At 60.2% G+C, this 22,956-nt stretch carries 20 protein-coding genes; 13 read left to right on the top strand and 7 right to left on the bottom strand.

Going from position 1 to position 22,956, the window contains the following annotated elements; translation table 11 throughout:
- The first annotated feature begins 2 nt into the window (after positions 1–2).
- From paaG to ABLV64_RS04115, 8 genes are all read left to right on the top strand, one after another.
- The gene (gene paaG, locus ABLV64_RS04150; RefSeq protein WP_053810454.1) at positions 3–791 is read left to right on the top strand and encodes a 2-(1,2-epoxy-1,2-dihydrophenyl)acetyl-CoA isomerase PaaG; all 789 of its coding nucleotides are present in this window, start codon (positions 3–5) and stop codon (positions 789–791) included.
- Entirely contained in the window at positions 792–2,216 is a 1,425-nt protein-coding gene (gene paaH / locus ABLV64_RS04145; protein ID WP_181961077.1) for a 3-hydroxyacyl-CoA dehydrogenase PaaH, read from the top strand.
- Positions 2,206–2,628 (top strand): hydroxyphenylacetyl-CoA thioesterase PaaI, encoded by a 423-nt coding sequence (gene paaI / locus ABLV64_RS04140; RefSeq protein ID WP_117246976.1) that lies wholly within the window; start codon positions 2,206–2,208, stop codon positions 2,626–2,628. The genes paaH and paaI overlap by 11 nt, the downstream gene beginning before the upstream one ends.
- The gene (gene pcaF, locus ABLV64_RS04135) at positions 2,628–3,833 is read left to right on the top strand and encodes a 3-oxoadipyl-CoA thiolase (protein ID WP_017898728.1); all 1,206 of its coding nucleotides are present in this window, start codon (positions 2,628–2,630) and stop codon (positions 3,831–3,833) included. The genes paaI and pcaF overlap by 1 nt, the downstream gene beginning before the upstream one ends.
- A gap of 26 nt (positions 3,834–3,859) precedes the next feature.
- Positions 3,860–5,176 (top strand): phenylacetate--CoA ligase PaaK, encoded by a 1,317-nt coding sequence (paaK, locus tag ABLV64_RS04130; protein WP_348842969.1) that lies wholly within the window; start codon positions 3,860–3,862, stop codon positions 5,174–5,176.
- A gap of 129 nt (positions 5,177–5,305) precedes the next feature.
- Positions 5,306–6,232: a phenylacetic acid degradation operon negative regulatory protein PaaX gene (gene paaX / locus ABLV64_RS04125; protein ID WP_025999095.1), complete on the top strand. Its 927-nt coding sequence runs from the start codon at positions 5,306–5,308 to the stop codon at positions 6,230–6,232.
- A 9-nt stretch (positions 6,233–6,241) separates the two neighbouring features.
- The gene (gene paaY, locus ABLV64_RS04120; RefSeq protein WP_004204049.1) at positions 6,242–6,838 is read left to right on the top strand and encodes a phenylacetic acid degradation protein PaaY; all 597 of its coding nucleotides are present in this window, start codon (positions 6,242–6,244) and stop codon (positions 6,836–6,838) included.
- A gap of 9 nt (positions 6,839–6,847) precedes the next feature.
- Complete coding sequence (locus ABLV64_RS04115; RefSeq protein WP_086424422.1) at positions 6,848–7,294, top strand: GFA family protein; 447 nt, start codon at positions 6,848–6,850, stop codon at positions 7,292–7,294.
- Positions 7,295–7,297: 3 nt separating this feature from the next.
- Here the strand turns inward: ABLV64_RS04115 and azoR are convergent, their stop codons facing one another.
- Complete coding sequence (azoR, locus tag ABLV64_RS04110) at positions 7,298–7,903, bottom strand: FMN-dependent NADH-azoreductase (protein ID WP_002902889.1); 606 nt, start codon at positions 7,901–7,903, stop codon at positions 7,298–7,300.
- Positions 7,904–8,106: 203 nt separating this feature from the next.
- Between azoR and hrpA the strand changes: the two genes are divergently transcribed.
- On the top strand, positions 8,107–12,009 hold the full coding sequence (hrpA, locus tag ABLV64_RS04105) for an ATP-dependent RNA helicase HrpA (RefSeq protein WP_017898727.1): 3,903 nt from the start codon (positions 8,107–8,109) through the stop codon (positions 12,007–12,009).
- Between the two features lie 148 nt (positions 12,010–12,157).
- Complete coding sequence (locus ABLV64_RS04100; RefSeq protein ID WP_227524525.1) at positions 12,158–13,033, top strand: hypothetical protein; 876 nt, start codon at positions 12,158–12,160, stop codon at positions 13,031–13,033.
- 133 nt (positions 13,034–13,166) lie between these two features.
- Here the strand turns inward: ABLV64_RS04100 and ABLV64_RS04095 are convergent, their stop codons facing one another.
- The 6 genes from ABLV64_RS04095 to ABLV64_RS04070 form a co-directional block, all read right to left on the bottom strand.
- Positions 13,167–13,826, bottom strand: a complete 660-nt coding sequence (locus ABLV64_RS04095) for an O-methyltransferase (protein WP_004204056.1) — start codon at positions 13,824–13,826, stop codon at positions 13,167–13,169.
- A gap of 106 nt (positions 13,827–13,932) precedes the next feature.
- On the bottom strand, positions 13,933–15,303 hold the full coding sequence (locus tag ABLV64_RS04090) for an efflux transporter outer membrane subunit (RefSeq protein ID WP_348842968.1): 1,371 nt from the start codon (positions 15,301–15,303) through the stop codon (positions 13,933–13,935).
- Positions 15,300–16,385 carry an HlyD family secretion protein gene (locus tag ABLV64_RS04085; RefSeq protein ID WP_004204059.1) on the bottom strand — a complete coding sequence of 362 codons (1,086 nt, stop codon included), beginning with the start codon at positions 16,383–16,385 and terminating at the stop codon, positions 15,300–15,302. Before ABLV64_RS04085 ends, ABLV64_RS04090 begins: the two co-directional genes overlap by 4 nt.
- Positions 16,386–16,413: 28 nt before the next feature.
- On the bottom strand, positions 16,414–18,066 hold the full coding sequence (locus ABLV64_RS04080; RefSeq protein ID WP_017898724.1) for an MFS transporter: 1,653 nt from the start codon (positions 18,064–18,066) through the stop codon (positions 16,414–16,416).
- On the bottom strand, positions 18,066–18,497 hold the full coding sequence (locus tag ABLV64_RS04075; RefSeq protein WP_004204063.1) for a MarR family transcriptional regulator: 432 nt from the start codon (positions 18,495–18,497) through the stop codon (positions 18,066–18,068). The genes ABLV64_RS04080 and ABLV64_RS04075 overlap by 1 nt, the downstream gene beginning before the upstream one ends.
- Positions 18,498–18,632: 135 nt before the next feature.
- Positions 18,633–19,547 carry a LysR family transcriptional regulator gene (locus ABLV64_RS04070; RefSeq protein ID WP_017898723.1) on the bottom strand — a complete coding sequence of 305 codons (915 nt, stop codon included), beginning with the start codon at positions 19,545–19,547 and terminating at the stop codon, positions 18,633–18,635.
- Positions 19,548–19,647: 100 nt separating this feature from the next.
- Here ABLV64_RS04070 and ABLV64_RS04065 point away from each other — a divergent pair, with 100 nt between their 5' ends.
- Genes ABLV64_RS04065 through ABLV64_RS04055 form a run of 3 tightly spaced genes read left to right on the top strand, consistent with a single transcriptional unit; the run spans position 19,648 to position 22,944 of the window.
- Positions 19,648–20,646 (top strand): aldo/keto reductase, encoded by a 999-nt coding sequence (locus ABLV64_RS04065; protein WP_048294689.1) that lies wholly within the window; start codon positions 19,648–19,650, stop codon positions 20,644–20,646.
- A gap of 49 nt (positions 20,647–20,695) precedes the next feature.
- Entirely contained in the window at positions 20,696–21,883 is a 1,188-nt protein-coding gene (locus tag ABLV64_RS04060) for an MFS transporter (RefSeq protein ID WP_348842967.1), read from the top strand.
- The gene (locus ABLV64_RS04055; RefSeq protein WP_023289473.1) at positions 21,880–22,944 is read left to right on the top strand and encodes an aldo/keto reductase; all 1,065 of its coding nucleotides are present in this window, start codon (positions 21,880–21,882) and stop codon (positions 22,942–22,944) included. Before ABLV64_RS04060 ends, ABLV64_RS04055 begins: the two co-directional genes overlap by 4 nt.
- Positions 22,945–22,956 lie beyond the last annotated feature (12 nt).

Below are 22,956 nucleotides of genomic sequence, written 5' to 3'. Positions count from 1 at the left end.
TCGTGGAAGCTTTCATTCTCAGCGCAGTGGAACAGGGCGTCATGACCATCACTCTCAATCGCCCGGACCGCCTCAACAGTTTTAACGATCGGATGCATCAGCAGCTGGCGGAATGTCTGAAGCAGGCCGAGCGCGACGACGGCGTGCGTTGCCTGCTGATCACCGGCGCCGGCCGCGGCTTTTGCGCCGGCCAGGATCTGAATGACCGCAACGTCGACCCCAGTGGGCCGCCGCCGGATCTTGGCCTGTCGGTGGAAGGCTTTTACAACCCGTTAGTGCGCCGTCTGGCGGCGCTGCCGAAACCGGTGATTTGCGCGGTCAACGGCGTAGCCGCTGGCGCAGGCGCCACCCTGGCGCTGGGCTGCGATATCGTGCTGGCCGCGCGTTCGGCCAAGTTTGTGATGGCGTTCAGCAAGCTCGGGCTGGTACCGGACTGCGGCGGCAGCTGGTTCCTGCCGCGGGTGGCCGGCCGCGCGCGCGCGATGGGGCTGGCGCTGCTGGGCGACAGCCTCAGCGCGGAACAGGCCGCGCAGTGGGGGATTATCTGGCAACTGGTGGACGATGCCGAACTGGCGGATACCAGTCTGCAGCTGGCGCGCCATCTGGCGGCCCAGCCGACGTTTGGTCTTGGGCTGATTAAAAAGGCGCTGCTGGCGGCGGAAACCAACAGTCTCGACGCGCAGCTGGATCTGGAGCGCGATTATCAGCGCCTCGCCGGGCGCAGCGATGATTACCGCGAAGGGGTCAGCGCGTTTCTGGCCAAACGGCCACCACAGTTCAGCGGGAAATAGATGATGACGACATCCTTAGCCAACGTGGCGGTGATCGGCAGCGGCACCATGGGGGCTGGTATTGCCGAAGTGGCTGCTGCCGCCGGGCACCCGGTACTGATTTACGACATCGATCATCAGGCCATCGTCCGGGCGATCGATGGCATTGCGAGGCGTCTTGCCTCTCGGGTCGAGCGCGGCAAACTGGCCTCAGAGCAGGCCGACGCGCTGCTGGCGCGGCTGCATCCGGCCCACGATTTAGCCGCGCTGGCCGACGCAGATTTAGTGATCGAAGCGGCCTCTGAACGCCTGGAGGTGAAAGCGGCGCTGTTCGCGCAGCTGGCGGCGATCTGCTCGCCGTCAACATTGCTGACCAGCAACACTTCGTCGATTTCGATTACCGCCATCGCCGCCGGGGTCAAAAACCCGGAGCGGGTGGCCGGGCTGCACTTTTTTAATCCGGCGCCGGTGATGCAGCTGGTGGAGGTTGTCAGCGGCCTGGCGACGTCTGCGGAAGTGGTGGAGCAGCTGTGCCAGTGCGTGAGCGGCTGGGGGAAACGGCCGGTTCGCTGCCGCTCGACGCCCGGCTTTATCGTTAACCGCGTGGCGCGTCCGTTCTATGCTGAAGCCTGGCGGGCGCTGGAGGAGCAGGTGGCCGCCCCGGAGGTTATCGATGCCGCTTTGCGTGACGGCGGCGGCTTCCCGATGGGGCCCCTGGCGCTGACGGACCTGATTGGCCAGGACGTCAACTTCGCCGTGACCTGCTCGGTATTTAACGCCTTCTGGCAGGACCGGCGTTACCTGCCATCGCTCCTGCAGCAGGAGCTGGCGCTGGCCGGGCGATTGGGGAAAAAGAGCGGTCACGGCGTCTATCGCTGGCCTGCGGAGACGCAGCCGGAGGTGACGCTGACGCCGGTCGCCACTGGCGCGCAATCCGTGATGACGGTAAGTGACAGTGTCACCGAGCTGGACGAGCTTTTGTTGCTGGAGACCGAAGGCGAAACCGCCCTGGCGCTGAGCGTTAAGCATCGTCGTCCGGTGGTGGTGTATGACCTGTGCGCCAGCGATACGGTGGTGCTGGCCGCCGCGGCGACCAACGCGCCGGCGGCGACGGACAAAGCGGTGCACTATTTCCAGCAGCAGGGCAAGAAAGTGCTGCGCATCGCCGATTATCCCGGCCTGCTGGTGTGGCGCACGGTGGCGATGCTGGTTAACGAAGCGCTGGACGCACTGCAGAAAGGGGTGGCCAGCGCGCAGGATATCGATACCGCCATGCGTCTTGGCGTCAACTACCCGCAGGGCCCGCTGGCGTGGGGGGAAAGCCTCGGCTGGCGCCGCGTGCTGCGCCTGCTGGAGAACCTGCATCACCATTATGGCGAGGAGCGCTATCGCCCCGGTTCCCTGTTGCGCCAGAAGGCGCTAATGGAGAAGCACCATGAGCAATGATCCGTGGCGCAACGCGCGCGCGATGTACGAAAAAGATACCTGCGCCAGAAAGATGGGGATCGAACTTATCGAAATGGACGATGGTTTTGCGCAGATGACCATGGCCGTCTCGCCGGACATGCTTAACGGCCATCAAACCTGTCACGGCGGTCAGCTATTTACCCTTGCCGATACCGCTTTCGCCTACGCCTGTAACAGCCAGGGGCTGGCGGCGGTGGCTTCGGCGGCCAGCATTGATTTCCTTCGCCCGGCGTTTGCCGGGGACCGGCTGGTCGCCACCGCCCGAGTCAAACAGCAGGGCAAGCTGACCGGGGTCTACGACATTGAAATTGTTAATCAACAGCAAAAAATTGTGGCCCTGTTTCGCGGCAAATCGCACCGCATCGGCGGCACAATCACAGGAGAAGTCTAATGCGCGAGGCCTTTATTTGTGACGGGATCCGCACGCCGATTGGCCGCTACGGCGGCGCGCTGGCCAGCGTGCGCGCCGACGACCTGGCGGCGATCCCGCTGCGGGCGCTGCTGAGCCGCAACCCCAGGCTTGACCCGACCGCGATCGATGACGTGATTTACGGCTGCGCGAATCAGGCGGGCGAAGATAACCGCAATGTGGCGCATATGGCGACGCTGTTGGCAGGTTTCCCGCATACCGTACCGGGCACCACGATTAACCGTTTATGTGGGTCTGGTCTGGATGCGATCGGCTTTGCCGCCAGAGCGATCAAAGCCGGCGATGCCGATCTGCTGATTGCCGGCGGCGTAGAGTCGATGTCGCGCGCGCCGTTTGTGATGGGGAAGGCCAGCGCGCCGTATCAGCGTCAGGCGGAGCTGTTTGACACCACCATTGGCTGGCGTTTTGTGAACCCGCTCATGGCGCAACACTTCGGAACTGACAGCATGCCGGAAACGGCCGAGAATGTAGCTGAATTGTTAAATATTAGCCGCGCCGATCAGGATGCTTTCGCCTGGCGCAGCCAGCAGCGCACGGCGCAGGCCCAGCGCGATGGCATTCTGGCGCAGGAGATCGTGCCGGTGCAGATTGTCGGACGGAAAGGGGCGGTCAGCGACGTGCGCGAGGACGAGCATCCGCGCCCGGAAACCACGCTTGAGCAGCTGGCGCAACTGAAAGCGCCGTTCCGCCAGGGCGGCGTCATTACCGCGGGCAATGCTTCCGGCGTCAACGATGGCGCCGCGGCGCTGATCGTCGCCAGCGAACAGCAGGCCGCTATCCAGGGGCTCACGCCGCGCGCGCGTATCGTGGCGATGGCGACGGCAGGGGTCGAACCGCGGCTGATGGGGCTGGGGCCGGTACCGGCGGTGCGTAAAGTGCTGGAGCGGGCGGGACTCAATATCCACGATATGGATCTGATTGAGCTGAATGAGGCCTTCGCCGCCCAGGCCCTGGGCGTGCTCAGACAGCTTGGCGTGCCGGACGATGCGGCGCATGTGAATCCCAACGGCGGCGCCATCGCGTTAGGCCATCCGCTGGGCATGAGCGGCGCGCGTCTGGCGCTGAGCGCCAGCCTTGAGCTGCAGCGCCGCGGCGGGCGCTATGCGTTGTGTACGATGTGTATTGGCGTGGGTCAGGGCATCGCCATGATCCTCGAGCGAGTGTGAGCTAATTTACCTGCGAGTACCCTACAATGATAACTACTACAAAATTAGATCCGATTGAAACCGCCTCGCGTGATGAGCTGCAGGCCCTGCAAACCCAACGACTGAAGTGGACCCTGAATCATGCGTATAACAATGTGCCGATGTATCGTCGCAAATTCGACGCCGCCGGCGTGCACCCTGACGACTTTCGCGAACTGAGCGACCTGACCAAATTCCCGTGCACCACCAAACAGGATCTGCGCGACAACTATCCCTTCGATACCTTCGCGGTGCCGATGGAGCAGGTGGTGCGCATTCACGCCTCTTCCGGGACCACCGGCAAACCGACGGTGGTGGGCTACACGCAGAACGATATTGATAACTGGGCCAATATCGTCGCCCGTTCGCTGCGCGCCGCCGGCGGCACGGCGAAAGATAAAATTCACGTCGCCTACGGCTATGGCCTGTTCACCGGCGGCCTTGGCGCGCACTACGGCGCGGAACGCTTAGGCGCGACGGTGATCCCGATGTCCGGCGGACAGACCGAAAAACAGGCGCAGCTGATCCGTGATTTCAAGCCGGATATGATCATGGTGACGCCGTCCTACTGTCTGAATCTGATTGAAGAGCTGGAGCGCCAGATGGACGGCGATGCCCGCGGCTGTTCAATACGCGTCGGCGTCTTTGGCGCCGAGCCGTGGACCCTGGCGATGCGCGCGGAGATCGAGCGCCGGCTGGGGATCACCGCCCTGGACATATACGGTCTGTCGGAGGTGATGGGCCCGGGGGTGGCGATGGAGTGTCTGGAGACTGTTGACGGCCCGACCATCTGGGAAGACCACTTCTTCCCGGAAATCGTTAACCCGGACGACGGCACGCCGCTGGCCGATGGCGAACACGGCGAACTGCTGTTCACCACGTTGACCAAAGAGGCGCTGCCGGTGATCCGCTATCGTACCCGCGATCTGACGCGCCTGCTGCCGGGCACCGCCCGCACCATGCGCCGTATGGACCGCATCAGCGGACGCAGCGACGATATGCTGATCATCCGCGGGGTTAACGTCTTCCCGTCGCAGCTGGAAGAGGAGATCCTTAAGTTTGAACATCTGGCGCCGCACTACCAGCTGGAGGTCAATCGCCGCGGCCATCTTGATTCGCTGGCGGTGCGCGTGGAGCTGAAAGAGAGCGGGCTGGCGCTGAGTCACGAGCAGCGCTGCCAGATTTGTCACCAGTTGCGCCACCGCATCAAGTCGATGGTCGGGATCTCCACCGATATCACTATCGTCAACTGCGGCAGCATTCCGCGCTCTGAAGGCAAAGCCTGTCGGGTATTTGATCTGCGTAAAGCGGTGGTCAGCGGTTAAACCTCTCCCCGGTGGCGCTGCGCTGACCGGGGCTACGCGGTTAGCCCGGCTGAGGCCTTTACGCCCTCAGCCGGGGAAATTCCTGTGCTATGATTCATAAAGGAAAAATATAACAACAGCATGAATCAGATGAGTAAACTCGACGCCTTTATTCAACAAGCCGTGACGGCGACGCCGATCAGCGGCACGTCATTGATCGCCTCGCTGTATGGCGACGCCTTATTACAACGCGGTGGGGAAGTGTGGCTGGGCAGCGTCGCGGCGCTGCTGGAAGGATTAGGCTTCGGCGAGCGCTTCGTCCGCACCGCGCTGTTTCGCCTCAATAAAGAAGAGTGGCTTGATGTCGTCCGTATCGGCCGCCGCAGCTTCTATCGTCTGAGCGACAAAGGGCTGCGCCTGACCCGTCGTGCGGAACATAAAATTTATCGCGCGAACGCCCCGGAATGGGATGGTACCTGGCTGCTGTTGCTCTCGGAAGGCCTGGAAAAAAATGTGCTGGCCGACGTCAAAAAGCAGCTGCTGTGGCAGGGATTTGGCGCGCTGGCGCCGAGCCTGTTAGCCTCGCCGTCGCAAAAGCTGGCGGATGTCCAGTCGCTGCTCCACGAAGCAGGCGTCGCCGAAAACGTCATCTGTTTTGAAGCCCACTCGCCGCTGGCGCTCTCCCGGGCGGCGCTGCGCAGCCGGGTAGAGGAGTGCTGGCATCTCACCGAACAAAACGAGATGTATGAATCGTTCATCTCGCTATTCCGGCCGATACTGCCGCTGCTCCGTGACTGCGACCCCGCGGAGTTAACGCCGGAGCGCAGCTTTCAGATCCAGCTCCTGCTGATTCATTTCTATCGCCGGGTGGTGCTCAAAGATCCGCTGCTGCCGGAAGAGCTGCTGCCGGCGCACTGGGCGGGGCAAACCGCCCGCCAGCTATGTATCAATATTTACCAACGGGTGAGTCCCGGAGCGCTGGCGTTCGTCAGCGAGAAAGGTGAAAGCTCGGTCGGCGAGCTTCCCGCGCCGGGCCCGCTCTATTATCAGCGCTTTGGCGGTTTGCCGGGCGCATAAGGAGGTTGCATGCCGATTTATCAGATTGATGGACTGACCCCTGTGGTGCCGGAGGAGAGTTACGTCCACCCGACCGCGGTGTTGATTGGCGACGTGATCCTCGGCAAAGGGGTCTATGTTGGGCCCAACGCCAGCCTGCGCGGCGATTTTGGCCGCATCGTGGTCAAAGACGGGGCCAATATACAGGACAACTGCGTGATGCACGGCTTCCCAGGCCAGGATACGGTGGTGGAAGAGGAGGGCCATATCGGCCACGGCGCTATTCTGCACGGCTGCGTAATTGGCCGCAACGCGCTGGTGGGCATGAGCGCGGTGATTATCGACGGGGCGACTATCGGCGAAAACAGCATTGTCGGCGCCTCGGCCTTCGTCAAAGCCAACGCCGAGATGCCCGCCAACCATCTGATTATCGGGAGCCCGGCAAAAGCGATTCGCGTCCTGAGCGAACAGGAGCTGGCGTGGAAAAAGCACGGTACCCGTGAATACCAGGTGCTGGTGGAACGCTGTAAGCAGACGCTCCACCAGGTTGAGCCATTAAGGGAAGTGGAGGACGGGCGTAAGCGGCTGGAGTTTGATGAAAACCTGCGGCCAAAATCCTCCACCTGAGGAGTAAATATAATGGCAGAGAAATTATCCGCTCACTGTCACTGCGGTGCGGTGGCCTTTACCGTTGAGCTCAGCGACGGCTTCAACACCGTTCGGCGCTGTAACTGTTCATATTGTCGAATGCGTGGGGCGGTCGCGGTCTCTTCGCCGCGTTCAGGAATCGATGTGGTACGCGGCAGGGATAAGCTCACAGAGTATCGCTTTAATACAGGGGAAGCCGTGCACTTTTTCTGCTCGGTATGCGGGATCTACACCTTTCATCAACGGCGATCAAACCCACAGCAGTATGGGGTGAATGTGGCCTGCATTGACGGCGTTTCACCTTTCGATTTTCCTTGCGTGGAAGTCAACGACGGCGTGAATCATCCAAAAGATGGCGGCGGAGGCGTGGTGGGGTATTTGCGCTACGAGAAAAAACAAAAAAAATCTCCTCCCGCAGGAAGCGAGAGGAGTTAACTATTAGGCTGCAACCACGCTGTCGATGGCCGCTTTCGCGTCAGACTGCGCTTTGGCCGCGACTTCCGGGCCGTAAGCGATACCTTCGGCGAACACGAAGTTCACGTCGGTGATGCCGATGAAGCCGAGGAAGGTGGACAGGTACGGGGTGACCAGGTCGGTCGGGGTATCTTTATGGATACCGCCGCGGCTGGTCACAACGACCGCGCGTTTACCGGTCACCAGACCTTCCGGCCCTTTTTCGGTGTAGCGGAAGGTCACGCCGGCGCGAGCCACCAGGTCGAAATAGTTTTTCAACTGCGTCGGGATGTTGAAGTTGTACATCGGCGCAGCGATAACAATCACATCGTTGCCTTTCAGTTCAGCGATCAGCTCGTCGGAAAGGGCCAGCGCTTCCTGCTGACGCGGAGTCAGCGGCGCGTCGCTCGGACGCAGGGCGCCAACCAGTTCACCATCCAGAACCGGGATCGGATTAGCGGCCAGGTCACGCACGGTGATCTCGTCGCCCGGGTGTTTTTCCTGCCATTGTTCAACAAAATAGTCGGAAAGCTGACCAGATTGTGAGTACCCTGCCAGAATACTGGATTTCAGAACTAATACTTTGCTCATGGGTGTTTCCTTTTTTAATGTGATTGACGGGTCAGTGCCCTGGTGCTTGATGACACTGTATTCACAATCGCGCCACAGAGATAGCGCAATATATCGAATCCTATGTTCAGATTTTTTGAACAAGGCATGAGTGGCGCAGATGTGGTACTCTAAGGCAATACTTCAAAAGAGATTTTCCCGGCAGAGCTCTGCCCGATAACGCTATGACAGAACAACAAAAAATCACCTTCCCCCAGCTTTATCAACAGCTCGACGGCCTGATGCTGCGCGACAAAACGCGCTTTGCCCGCCGTCTGCACGGCGTGAAGAAGGTTAAAAATCCTGAATCGCAACAGGCCATCCTTCAGGAGATGGCGCAGGAGATAAGCCAGGCAGCCGGTAAAGTCCTGCTGCGCGAAGCAGCGCGTCCGGCCATCACCTATCCGGAAAATCTGCCGGTTAGCCAGAAAAAACAAGAAATTCTCGAGGCGGTACGCGATCACCAGGTGGTGATTGTCGCCGGGGAGACCGGTTCGGGTAAAACCACCCAGCTGCCAAAAATCTGCATGGAGCTGGGCCGCGGGCTGAAAGGGCTAATCGGCCATACCCAGCCGCGCCGTCTGGCCGCGCGAACCGTGGCCAACCGTATCGCCGAGGAGCTGCAAACGGAGCCGGGCGGCTGTATCGGCTATAAGGTCCGCTTTAGCGATCACGTCAGCGACAACACCATGGTCAAGCTGATGACCGACGGTATTCTGCTGGCGGAGATCCAGCAGGATCGCCTGCTGATGCAGTACGACACCATCATTATCGATGAAGCGCACGAGCGCAGCCTGAACATTGACTTCCTGCTCGGCTATCTGAAAGAGCTGCTGCCGCGCCGTCCTGACCTGAAAATCATCATCACCTCGGCGACCATCGACCCGGAACGTTTCTCAAAGCATTTCAATAATGCGCCGATTATCGAAGTCTCCGGGCGGACTTACCCGGTGGAAGTGCGCTATCGGCCGATAGTGGAAGAGGCGGACGATACCGAGCGCGATCAGCTGCAGGCGATCTTTGATGCCGTCGATGAGCTCGGGCGCGAAGGACCCGGCGATATTCTGATCTTTATGAGCGGCGAGCGGGAGATTCGCGATACCGCCGATGCGCTGAATAAGCTGGATCTGCGCCATACCGAAGTGCTGCCGCTGTACGCTCGCTTGTCCAACAGCGAGCAGAACCGCGTCTTCCAGCCGCACAGTGGACGACGCATCGTGCTGGCGACCAACGTGGCGGAAACCTCGCTGACCGTACCGGGCATTAAGTACGTTATCGATCCCGGTACCGCCCGTATCAGCCGCTACAGCTACCGCACCAAGGTGCAGCGCCTGCCGATCGAGCCAGTTTCCCAGGCCTCCGCCAACCAGCGTAAAGGCCGCTGCGGTCGCGTCTCGGAAGGGATCTGTATTCGTCTTTATTCAGAAGACGATTTCCTGTCGCGCCCGGAATTTACCGATCCGGAAATTCTGCGCACCAACCTGGCGTCGGTCATCCTGCAGATGACCGCCCTGGGCTTAGGCGATATCGCCGCCTTCCCGTTCGTTGAAGCGCCGGATAAGCGCAACATTCAGGACGGCGTGCGCCTGCTGGAAGAGCTGGGCGCCATCACCACCGATGAGCAGGCCACCGCCTACAAGCTGACCCCGATGGGCCGTCAGCTTAGCCAGTTGCCGGTAGACCCGCGTCTGGCGCGGATGGTGCTGGAGGCGCAGAAGCACGGCTGCGTGCGAGAAGCGATGATCATCACCTCCGCGCTGTCGATTCAGGATCCGCGCGAGCGGCCGATGGACAAACAGCAGGCCTCTGACGAAAAACACCGCCGCTTTCACGATAAAGAGTCTGACTTCCTTGCCTTTGTGAACCTGTGGAACTATCTCGGCGAACAGCAGAAAGCCCTGTCGTCGAATCAGTTCCGCCGTCAGTGCCGGGTCGATTTTCTGAACTATCTGCGCGTGCGCGAGTGGCAGGATATCTATACCCAGCTGCGCCAGGTGGTGAAGGAGCTTGGCCTGCCGATCAACAGCGAGCCAGCGGAATATCGCGAGATCCATACCGCGCTGCTGACCGGTCTGCTGTCGCACATCGGCATGAAGGATGCCGATAAACAGGAGTTTACCGGGGCGCGCAACGCCCGCTTTTCCATTTTCCCGGGGTCCGGTCTGTTTAAAAAGCCGCCGAAGTGGACGATGGTGGCGGAACTGGTGGAGACCAGCCGGCTGTGGGGCCGCATTGCCGCCCGCATTGAGCCGGAGTGGGTGGAGCCGGTAGCGCAGCACCTGATCAAACGCTCATATAGCGAGCCGCACTGGGAGCGGGCGCAGGGCGCGGTGATGGCGACGGAAAAGGTCACCGTCTACGGCCTGCCGATCGTGGGCGCGCGTAAGGTCAACTACAGCCAGATCGATCCGGCGCTGTGCCGCGAGCTGTTTATCCGCCACGCGCTGGTGGAGGGCGACTGGCAAACGCGCCACGCCTTCTTCCGGGAGAACCTGAAGCTGCGGGCGGAAATCGAAGAGCTGGAGCATAAGTCGCGCCGCCGCGACATTCTGGTGGACGACGAGACCCTGTTCGAATTCTACGACCAGCGCATCAGCCACGACGTCATCTCCGCCCGCCACTTCGACAGCTGGTGGAAGCAAGCCAGCAAAGAGACGCCGGATCTGCTCAACTTTGAGAAGAGCATGCTGATTAAGGAAGGGGCGGAGCAGGTTAGCAAGCTGGACTATCCGAACTTCTGGCATCAGGGCAACCTTAAGCTGCGGCTTAGCTATCAGTTTGAGCCTGGCGCCGACGCCGACGGCGTGACGGTGCATATTCCGCTGCCGCTGCTGAACCAGGTGGAGGAGGCTGGGTTTGAATGGCAGATCCCCGGCCTGCGTCGCGAGCTGATTATCGCGCTGATAAAATCGCTGCCGAAGCCGGTGCGGCGCAATTTTGTCCCGGCTCCCAACTATGCGGAAGCGTTTCTTGGCCGGGCGACACCGCTTGAGCTGCCGCTGCTCGATTCCCTGGAGCGCGAGCTGCGTAAGATGACCGGCGTGACCATCGACCGCGAAGCCTGGCAGTGGGATCAGGTGCCCGATCACCTGAAAATCACTTTCCGGGTGGTGGATGATAAAAACAAGAAGCTGCAGGAAGGGCGCTCGCTGCAGGCGCTGAAAGAGGCGCTGAAGGGCAAAGTTCAGGAGACGCTGTCGGCGGTCGCTGATGATGGCATCGAGCAGAGCGGGCTGCATATCTGGAGCTTTGGCACCCTGGCGGAAAGCTATGAACAGAAGCGCGGCAACTATAAGGTGAAAGCCTGGCCGGCGCTGGTGGACGAGCGCGACAGCGTGGCCATCAAGCTGTTTGATAATCCACAGGAACAGCAGCAGGCCATGTGGCGCGGTCTGCGTCGCCTGCTGCTGCTTAACATTCCGTCGCCGATTAAGTATCTGCACGAGAAACTGCCGAACAAAGCCAAGCTCGGGCTCTATTTTAACCCGTACGGCAAAGTGCTGGATCTGATTGACGACTGCATCTCCTGCGGCGTGGATAAGCTTATCGACGAGGCGGGCGGTCCGGTATGGACGGAAGAGGGCTTCAACCAGCTGCACGATAAAGTTCGCGCCGAGCTCAACGAGACGGTGGTGGAGATCGCCAAACAGGTCGAGCAGATCCTCACTGCGGTGTTCAATATCAACAAACGGCTGAAAGGCCGGGTGGATATGACCATGGCGCTGGGGCTGTCGGACATCAAAGCGCAGATGGCGGGGCTGGTTTACCGCGGCTTTGTCACCGGCAACGGCTTCCGTCGTCTTGGCGATACGCTGCGCTACCTACAGGCGATTGAAAAGCGCCTGGAGAAGATGGCTATCGATCCGCACCGCGACCGCGCGCAGATGCTGAAAATTGAGAGCGTGCAGCAGGCGTGGCAGCAGTGGCTGAATAAGCTACCGCCGAACCGCCGTGAGGACGACGATGTCCGGGAGATCCGCTGGATGATCGAGGAGCTGCGGGTGAGCTTCTTCGCCCAGCAGCTGGGGACCCCGTACCCCATCTCGGACAAACGTGTCCTGCAGGCGATGGAGCAGGTGACGCCGTAATCCCACCCTTTTCCCTGCCCGGCGGCGCAGTGCTTGCCGGGCAGGGGAAACCCGGGGGCGGTCGCGAAGCCGTACCCGGTTATCTCCCCGCCCTGATGCTTCCCCGCCGAATGAAAAATGAACGGAATCTGAAAATCGACCTGCCGGCTTGGGTCATCGGCTGTCTTCGCGTATTTTTAGCCTTGTTTCGCAGGAAAACCAGAACACGGAGTCTATTTTTACCCTTCTTGATATGGACAAATTCCTCATGCTGGCGCTGGCTATCCTTGTGATGGCCGCGTGTAAACCCTTCGTTGACGCTTCCTCCTGCGATGAAACACAGGGGGCGATCAACGATGCGAACTTTTTTATTTTGACCTCCCTTCCGCCGCTGAACGGCGAAGTGCAGAGCGTGCAAATCGTCGGCAGCCAGAATAACGAATATGGCGCCCTTCGTTTCGCGCGATGCCGCCGGCTGGCAAGCTATGAGCGGGCAAAAACCCTTAACACCGCACATGGCTCAACGATCGTCAGAGATAATGTTCGCTGGCGAAATGATAAAGGATGGATGCGGGAATATATCCGGCAGACCCGGAGCGCGACGGGAAATATCAGCAAGATGGTGATGCGCGAACAGTTTTATACCGATTCTCTCGGGCGGATTGTGCGCGCCGAAAACGTGTCCGCGACGCAGCAACCGCCCAAAGTCCTGCATACGACCACCTATCAGTATGACGACCGGCACCGCCTGGTCCGTAAAACGGTCAACGGCGGTATGATGGTCATGCTTGCTGTCGATTACCGCTATACGGATGGGCGCCTTAGCCGCATGGCTGACTCGGACTCCACCTCGACGCTGCGTTGGGATGAAAAAGGGCGCTGGATATCCCGGGAAACGACCTCAACGTATAGTGGAGCACGCCAGGCCCGTTGTTTAGGGTGGGATCCCGAGGGGAACTGTACCGCGGAGTATGGCGAGCAGCCTGCTGCAGGGGCAATGAAAGATCAGTCTCTGCACTACCAGTATACCTATTATCCTCGATGATCCTCCGCGGCAGAAAGCCCCGCGGGCCCGGCAGCATAGGTTCATGCAGGCTGGTGCTGCCGGGCAGGAGAGCGGGGTTTCTCCCTCTCTCTGGGGGAGAGGGCCGGGGTGAGGGCATCAGGCCGCCCGGATCTCAGCCATTCACCAGCGCCAGCGTAAAGCCATCCCATCCCTTAATGCCCACCGTCTGCAGCGCGGTGGCGGTGAGCCGCGGGTTATCGCCGATCATCTCGATAAACCGACGCACGCCCTGCACACGCGCGTCATCGCTTTGCCCATTAATCACCTCGCCATCGCGTACCACATTATCGCCCACGATCAGCGTCCCGGGGCGGGAATAGTGCAGCGCCCACTCCAGATAGTGAGGATTATTAGGTTTATCGGCATCAATAAAGATCAGGTCGAATGGCTGCACATCCTCGAAATTTTCCAGCGTGTTCAGCGCGGGTCCTTCAATAAGCTCAATGCGCTCGTTTAGCCCGGCGAGGCGGATATTCTGGCGCGCCACCCCCGCATGCGTCGGGTCGGCCTCGAGGGTAATCAGCTTTCCGTCGGCGGGCAGCGCACGCGCCATCCAGATGGCGCTATAGGCGCCGAGCGTGCCAATTTCAAGGATCCGCCGCGCCTGGGTCATGCGCACCAACAGCGCCAGAAATTGCCCCTGATTGGCCGCAACATCATGTTCAGGTAGCCCGGCGCGTTTGTTGTTTTCCAGAACCTGTCTCAGCACGTCATCATCAGGAATAAGCGAAGAAATCATGTAATTATCGACAGCAGACCACTGTTGTTGCATAGATTAACTCCCTGGTGGTAGTAGTGGCCGGGTGGCGCAACGCTATCCCGGCCTGAATACTGGCTTCCGCGTTCTGGACGGTGGCGGACCGACGCGCGCAGGCTTTTCACGCGTTCATCCAGCCGCCTCCCAGCGCCCGGTACAGATCGATCTGCGCCAGCAGCAGGTTATTCTTCACCTGGACCACGCTAAGCTGGGTGGAGAACAGCGTTCGCTGGGCATCAAGCACATCCAGATACGAAGAGTAGCCGTTACGGTAGCGATTCTGCGCAATGCGCAATGTTTCCTCCGCTACCGCCACCTGTCCCTGCAGCTCGGTCAACTGTTCGCCGTAGCGGCTAATGGCGTCAAGGCTGTCATTGACCTCTTTGAACGCGCCGCGCACCGTTTTCTCATAGCTGTACAGCGCCTGGTTGCGCTGGGCCATAGAGACATCCACCTGGGCGTTTAACGCCTGGCGGTTAAGCAGCGGCGCCAGGATGCTACCGCCAATGCTCCACAGTCGCAGCGGATCGTCGAGCAGACCCGGCAGCGTCCGGTCCTGCAGGCTGCCGGTGGCGGTCAGGTTGATAGACGGCAGCAGCTGCGCCTGCGACGAGGCCAGGGTGGCATCGGCGGCTACCAGCTGACGCTGGGCCTGTACGATATCCGGGCGGCGGTTGAGTAGGGTGGACGGCAACTGCGAGGGCAGACGCAGCGGGGTGAGCCCGGCGAATTCGCCGCGTTTGACCGCGCCGGGGTTATCCCCCAGCAGCACGCTGAGGGCGTTTTCCTGCTGCGCAATCTGGTGCTGCAGCGGCGGGATCTGCGCCCGCGTTGAGCGCAGCTCCGAATCCGCCTGCATCAGCTCAAGGCGCGAGGTATACCCGGTTTCAAACTGACGTTTGGCCAGCCGCCAGGCGTCTTCCCGTGATTGGAGCGTCTGCTGCGTGACCCGCAGCTGCTCATCCAGCGACAGCAGCGTCACGTAGCCCACGGCCACCGAGGCGGCGACGCTCAAATTGGCCGCGGCGGCAGCGGCTTTCTGCGCCTCGAGGCTGGCCCCGGCGGCGCTGGCCGCGCTGCGGTTCGCGCCCCAGATATCGACATCATAGCTGGCGGTCAGGCCGCCTTTGTACAGCGTGCTGTGGATCGGCAGGCCGGTGGCGGCGGACTGCGCGCGGGCGCGGGTGCCGGTCAGGCTGGCATCCAGCGAGGGAAAAAGGCTGCTGTCGGCGGCATACGCCCGCGCCTGATACTCATTGACCCGCTCGCGGGCGATCAGCACATCGCTGTTATAGCGCAGCGCCCGGTCGACATACTGATTCAGCGCACTGTCATGAAAATTGCGCCACCATACGCCTTCCACCGGGCTGGCAGGGCCAACGTCGGCCCGCCAGGCGGCAGGGATGGTCAGGGTCGGCTGCGCGCGCTGGACATCGGCGGACTGACAGCCGACCAGCGCCAGGACGATGACAAGGGTGACCAGGCGGATCATGGCTGCTTCTCCGCGCGGGTATCAATGGTCACCTGCACCGACATGCCGGGGCGCAGGCGCTCGCTGTTGCGCTGCCCCTCGTTAACCGTGATGCGCACCGGGATGCGCTGGGCGATCTTGACGAAGTTGCCGGTAGCGTTGTCCGGCGAAATAGCGCTGAACTCCACCCCGGTCGCCGGGGAGATACTCTGCACCTTGCCGTGGAAGGTCTCGCCGTTGAGCGCGTCAACGGTGAAGGTAACCGGCTGGCCGATACGCACATCGGCCAGCTGGGTCTCTTTCAGGTTGGCGATCACCCAGTGCTGCGGCGGGACCAGCGAAGTCAGATGGGTTCCGGCGCTGACGTAAGCGCCAAGACGCACCGAAATCTGCCCCAGCTGGCCGCCGGTGGGGGCGATGATCTGCGTATTCTGCAGGTCAATCTGCGCCAGTTCGAGGGCGGCTTTGGCGCTGGCCACGTCGGCCTCCAGCGAATCGCGATTGACGATGGTCGATTCGAGATCCTGGCGCGACATCTCCAGCGCCGCTTTCGCCTGTTCAATATCCGCTGCCCCCTGGGCGGCGCTGGCGCGGGCGGAATCACGCTCGCGGATCGACAGCGAGCCATCGGCGGTCAGTTCCTGCACCCTTTTTAAATCGGCCTGGATTTTCAGATTCTGCGCGCGGGCGTTTTGCAGCGCGGCTTCGTTTTTGGCGATCGTCGCCTCGGCGCTTTTGCGCTGCTGCAGGTTGTTGCGCAGCGCCGCCTCCTTCATCGCCAGGGTGGCCTGGGCCTGGTGCACCCGCTGCTTATAGATGCGATCGTCTATCTGGAACAGTACCTCGCCCGGCTGAACGATGGCGAAATCCTTGACGTTGACGGCAGTGATGTAGCCGTTGACCTGTGGGCTGATAAAGGTGGTCTGCCCGCGCACGTAGGCGTTGTCGGTAAACTGGCTATGCCGGGTGAACGGCGGTAGCTGCCAGGCATAGAGGATCACCAGTACGCCGACGAGGCCTATCGCCGCGGCGGTAAAAATGGAGACCACGCGAATGTTGTTTCGGGTATTGGCCTGTTGTTTGGCCGCATCCTGCTGACTCATAACGACTCCAGAGATGAAATGATGATAATTATTTGCTGCCAGTGGCGCGTTTTAATGCGATACGGGCGGTTAGTCGTAAGCGAATTAAGCGCCAGAAAACCCACACTAACGTCCCGGCGGAGATCGCCGCCGTCAGCAGATAGGTATCATTCCAGGCGAGAATATTGGCCTGCAGCGTCGCGGCGTTTTGCAGGAGCGTCGTGGCCTGGACGTTAAGCAGCGTGCTGTCGCCGATCTGGCTCTGGTACATCTGGCTGTACTGCTGCAGACGCTCGACGATCAGCGGGTTGAGGGTGGTGATCTGATCCGCCAGCTGACTGGAGTGAAATTTCTCCCGCCAGGTCTGGAAAGTACCGAGGATCGCCGATCCCAGTAGGCCGCCGATGTTCTGGCTCATGCCGAACAGCACCGAGAAGCTGACCAGGTTGCGCGGATCGGCGAACACCCCGCCAATACCGGCGAGCATCGCCGGCGCCAGAAAGAAGGCGCTGCCGAAGCCAAGCAAAAACTGGCTGAACATCAGTTGTTCCGGGCGGGTGAGGGCGTTGGACTGACTGTCGAGCAGCGAGGCCACCATGATCAGCGCCAGGGCGGTGGCGGTCGGCCAGTAGAGCTTCTGCGGGTTAAGCGTCAGGCAGCTGGCAATGATCCCGCACAGAATGCCGGCGAAAATTGACCACGCAAGGTTGGTCATCTGTTCGTTTTGCAGGCCAACGTACTGCAGCCAGCCGATCACCCCGGTATTCTGCTCCGCCAGCACGATGCGGATCAGCAGCATAATCAGACCGAGGCGCAGGATACTGCCGCTGGAGAGCCATTTGGTATTGAGCAGGGGATTGCTGCGGTTATGCTCGAAGGCGATGGCAGCGACGATCAGCACCACCGCCGCCGCCAGCGACCAGCCGATCCACGGCGCTTCGAACCACCACTCGAGCCGCCCCAGCGACAGCACCGCGCACACCAGCGCCATGCCGGGGGCCAGCAGGAAGAAGGTGATAAAATCCTTCTTCTCGAACACCTTTTTACGATCGCTCGGCGGCAGCTTCAGCGCGATGACGCAGGCCAGCGACACCAGCGCCAGCCCCAGTTCAAAGAAGTAGAGCCCGCGCCATTCGTCGGTCTGCAGCAGCTCGGTGGAAAAGAGGCGCGCCAGCGGAATGGCCAGCGACGAGCCAGTGATACCGATGGTCAGCCCTTTAAGGCGGTGGCGTGCGGGCCAGGCCTGCACCTGATAGTAGATCCCCAGCGAGCTGAGCGCCGCGGCCACCATGCCGTGGGCGGCGCGGACCATCATCGCCGAGCTGAGATCGTTGACGAACAGGTGGAAGAAGGTGACCAGCACATAGAGCACCAGAAAGCCTTCGGTAAAGGCGCGCAGCCCGAACTGCTGACGAAATTTCACCAGCAGCAGGTTGATGGAGACGTTGGTCATGACATACACCGCCGGCAGCCAGGCGATCTCCGTCGACCAGGCGGCGAAGGTGCCCTGCAGCAGCTGCAGATTGGCGGTGACTACCGCGTTGCCCAGCGCGCCGGTGAGGCACACCAGCAGCCCGACCACCCCGTAGGCCAGGCGCTTCGCCGGGCTGTGCAGCGGCGTCGATGGCGAGCCGAGCAGGGCCGGTTTTTCATGCGGCGCCCAGTCATGGGGGGCGTAAGGGTTACTCTGACGACGGGGCATTATTTCTTCTCCACTTCGCGCAACAGCTTTTCCAGCACCCGCTGAGTTTGTTCCCGCTCCTGCGGAGTAATCGCCGTCAGGATCTCTTCACGCAGATCGTCCGCCACCGTTTTGACCTGCTCGAAGAGGGCCTGCCCCTGGTCGGTGACCACCAGCAGCCGCTTGCGTTTATCGCGGTCGGTGGTGACGCGCTCCACCAGGCCGAGGGTCACCAGGCGGTTGATCAGCGGCACAATGGTCGCGCTCTCCACTCCCAGCTCCTGCGCCAGTTCGCTTTGCGACAGCGGCTGGTGATGGCGGGCGATAGCGGCGACCGCTACCCAGCTGGCCTGGCTGAGGCCGAGGTTTTTCAGCCGACGATTAACCGCCAGCCGCCAGTGATGGGCGGTCAGATATAAAAGATGGGAGAAGTTTAGCTGTCGATGGTCCATAGGTCGTCTGCCAAAATCGTTAGAGCTCTAACGAGTTTATGCCTGACGACCGACGAAATTCAAGGGAAAGGATAAATAAGGGTTAACGGTGTGTGCGTTTATTGTAGCGAACAGGAGGATACCCCCTCAGGCCATTTACTCATGGAGGATGCTCTTATTCTGCGCCATCACCCAGGTGATAAAAGCGCGCAGGGGCGCGGGAATATGTTTGCGACTCGGATAGTAGACGCAGAAATGATCCGCCGGGTAGCGGTAGCTGGGCAATAAGCGGATCAGGCTGCCGGCGTTCAGTTGCGCGGAGACCAGCGACTGATAGACAAAGGCGATCCCCAGTCCGCTCTCCGCCGCCTGGATCATCGCCGTATCGGAATCGACGACCAGATCGCCTTTGACTGCGACTTCGCCTGGCTCGCCGTCGGGGCTGATAAACTCCCACCGGTACTTTTCGCCGCTGGGAAAACATCGGTTGATGCAGCGAAAATTGATCAGCGACTGCGGGGTGTCGGGCGCTCCGGCCTGACGGAGATAGTCCGGGCTGGCTACCGGGATCAGCGACAGTTTCTCGCCAAAGGGGATGGCAATCATATCTTTGGGCACATCCCGGGAATAACGAATGCCAGCGTCAAAACCGGACTCGATAATATTCACTTTCCGATCGGTGGTAAACAGCTCCAGCGTCACGTCAGGATAGGCGGTTTTAAAAGCAATAAAATAGCGCTGAAAGAAAAGGTCGAGAACAATACGCGGTAAATTGACTTTCACCACCCCTTCCGGGGTCAGACGGTGATAATTCAGACTGTCGACTACCCGGCGATAATCATTCACCACCGGCGTCATATTATTAAGAAATTCCTCACCCACGGCGGTTAAAGACAAACTGCGCGTCGAGCGATTGAGCAGGCGCACGCCTAATTTTTCTTCCAGATGATTAATAGCGCTGGTGAGGGCCGGCGGTGAAAGATTTAATGCTCTGGCAGCTTGTCGAAAACTACCATGTTTCACTATGAGTATTAATATTTCAATTTGTTGCAAATCAGGCAACGTTTTCATTGTTAATTTCCAGCTAACACCGCGTTCGGAATAGATTAATTGTTATCAATGTAAAAGGGAAGTATATATTTAATAACATTCAGCACGTAAGGAAAATAAGGTGAAAACACGTTATCTCGGAAAAGAGAAGTTCCAGGTTTCCGCATTGGGTCTCGGGTGTATGGGAATGAGTTTTGCCTATGGCGGCGCTGAGGAGTCGCAGGCGATAAATACCATCCATGCCGCAGTGGACATGGGCGTGACCTTCCTCGATTCCGCCGAAGTGTATGGGCCTTTTGACAATGAAGTCCTTGTCGGGAAAGCGATTAAAGGCATTCGCGATAAGGTGCAGATTGCCACCAAATTTGGCTTTCGTATTCTGCCGACCGGCCAGGGGCTGGAGCGGATGGCCGGCGTCGACAGCCGTCCGGAACATATTCGCGAGGCGGTGGAAGGGTCGCTGAAGCGGCTGAATATCGAGACCATCGATCTGCTCTATCAGCACCGCGTCGATCCCGCGGTGCCGGTGGAAGAGGTGGTGGGAACCATGGCCGACCTGGTTAAAGAGGGTAAAATTCGCCACATCGGGCTGTCGGAAGTGTCAGCCCAGACGCTGCGCCGGGCCTGCAAGGTGCATCCGATTACCGCGGTGCAGACGGAATACTCGCTGTGGACCCGTGAGCCGGAAGGCGGCATCCTCAAGGCCTGCCGCGAGCTGGGGGTGGGCTTTGTCCCTTACAGCCCGCTGGGGCGCGGCTTCCTGACGGGCAAAATCACCGACCCCAGCCTCTTCGCTGCCGATGATTTTCGTCGCAATCTGCCGCGCTTCCAGGCCGAAACCATGCGCAAAAACCAGCAGTTGCTCGACCGTCTGCAGCAGGTCGCCGGCCGCTACGATGCCACCCTGGCGCAGATGGCTCTCGCCTGGGTGATGAGCAAAGGCGAAGATATCGTGCCGATCCCCGGGGCACGAAAAATCAATCACCTGCGCGATAATGCCGCTGCGGCCGATATTATGCTCTCGCCTGAAGATATTCTCACCATCGATCATATTTTCGCTGCCGAAAACGTCGCCGGCTTACGCTATAACCAGGGCGACTTTAATTTAATCGATAAATAATCTCCTGAATACGTTCCTCCCGCCGTTCTGGCGGGAGATAAGGTAACTTATGACTATTGCTGTTTCCCGTCCGGCGGGATTGCCTGCGGCGGTGTATGCGCTTTCCGTGGGTTCATTTGGTATTGGCACCACCGAATTTGTGATTATGGGTTTATTACTCGATGTGGCCCATGATTTTCATATATCCATTACTCTTGCCGCCTGGTCTATTACCGCTTATGCCTGTGGGGTGGTGATTGGCGCGCCGCTGCTTACGCCGCTATTAAGCCGTTATCGCAAAAAACCGGCGCTGTTATTTTTGATGATCTTATTTTCCATTGGAAATTTAGGCTGCGCGATCGCCGGTAATATGACCATGCTAATTATTGCCAGGGTAATAACCGCTTTCGCTCACGCTTCGTTTTTCGGAATAAGCTCAGTCTATGCCGCGGAGCTGGCGCCGGTAGATAAACGAGCTTCGGCGGTCTCCGCCGTGTTTCTCGGCGCCACCCTGGCCAATATTCTGGGCGTGCCGCTCGGCGCCTGGGTGGGGCAGTACCTTGGCTGGCGCTATACCTTCTATATGGTCACGCTGATCGGCGTTCTCTCCGCCCTGGCAGTCATTGCCCTGGTGCCTGGCCGTCAGGCGCAACCGTCGGCCCAGAGCCGGATCCGTGATGAGCTAAAGGTGCTCCGCCATCCCGCGGTGCTGCGCAGCCTGCTGATCACTGCCCTCGGGTTCTCCGGCGTCTTCGCCGCCTTCACCTACATCGCGCCGATGCTGAAAACTGTCACCGGGATGAGCGAACACCTTATTCCGCCGGTGCTGATGCTGTTTGGCGTTGGGATGGTCGCCGGGAATCATCTTGGCGGCCGACTGACCGACGGCGGCGTCCGCCGGGCGCTGCTGCTGACTCTCGCTTTGCTGAGCGTCGTCCTGTGCCTTTTCCCGTTGGCTATTCAGACGCTGCCTGGTGCCTGCGCGGCGGTGTTTTTGCTGGGGGCGGCGATGTTCTCCACCATTCCGCCGCTGCAGATGCAGGCGCTGGACAGCAGTGAGAGCGGTAAAAGCATGGTCTCCTCGTGCAATATCGCCGCCTTTAACCTCGGCAATGCCGGCGGCGCCTGGTTTGGCGGGCTGCTGCTCGCCTCCGGCGTCTCTCTATCTCACATTCCTCTGGCCGGTGCTTGCCTGACCGCCAGCGGATTGGTTATCGCTAGTGTGACGTTGTCACCTTTAAAAAGAAGTCAAGCATGAAGTATCGGTATTTAGGTTCCACCGGGCTGTCGGTTTCGGAGCTCTGTTTCGGCGCCATGACGTTTGGTGAGAAAGGGGCCTTTCTCGGCGCGCCGGGGCGCAACTGGTCGGAATTCGGCGTGGTGCCTGAGCAGACGGCCTACGATCTGGTGTACAAAGCGCTGGACGCCGGGATTAACTTTTTTGATACCGCGGACTGTTATAAGAACGGCCAGGGCGAAGAGCTGCTCGGCAACGCGCTGAAGGGAAAACGCCAGCAGGTGATTATCGGCACGAAAGGGCGCTGGCAAACCGACCCCAACCCGAATGCGCTGGGGGCGTCGCGCTACCATATCATCAATGCCGTCGAGGCCAGCCTGCAGCGGCTGAAGACCGATTATATCGATATCTATCACCTTCACGGGTTCGATCCGCGCACCGCACTGGAGGATACCCTGCGCACGCTGGATACCCTAATCCGCGCCGGGAAAATTCGCTATATCGGGGTCTCCAACTACGCGGCCTGGCAGCTGGCGAAGGCGCTGGGGATCTCGGAGCGCCTTGGGCTGGAGAAATTCTGCGTCTATCAGGGCTATTACAATATCGCCGCGCGTGAACTGGAGCATGAGATTATCCCGCTCAGCGTCGATCAGAACGTCGGCATCACCGTCTGGAGCCCGCTGGCCGGGGGCTTTCTCACCGGCAAATACCCGCGCAATCAGGCGTTTCCCGAAGGTAGTCGCCTGGCGAACGCCACGCCGTTCGAATCCGCGCCGATCGCCAACCGCGAGCAGGCCTGGCAGACCCTGGAGGTGATGCAGGAGATTGCCCGCCAGCGCAACGCCAGCGTCGCGCAGGTGGCGCTCAACTGGCTGCGTACCCGTCCGGGGATCGCTTCGCTGGTGATCGGCGCGACCAAACTGGCCCAACTGGAAGATAACCTGGCGGCGCTGAACTGGACGCTGAGCGACGAGGAGACGGCGATCCTCAACAGCGTGAGCGAGAAAGAGAAACCATACCCCTACTGGCATATCTGCAATGTCGCCGGCGATCGTCGTCTGGCCGATGATATCTATCCCTAATCACCCTGCACC

Origin of the sequence: Klebsiella sp. JB_Kp031 (assembly GCF_040064295.1) — a bacterium.
Lineage (GTDB): Bacteria > Pseudomonadota > Gammaproteobacteria > Enterobacterales > Enterobacteriaceae > Klebsiella > Klebsiella quasipneumoniae.
The sequence above is the reverse complement of the archived record's forward strand: the minus strand, read 5'-3'. Positions and strand labels throughout refer to the sequence as shown.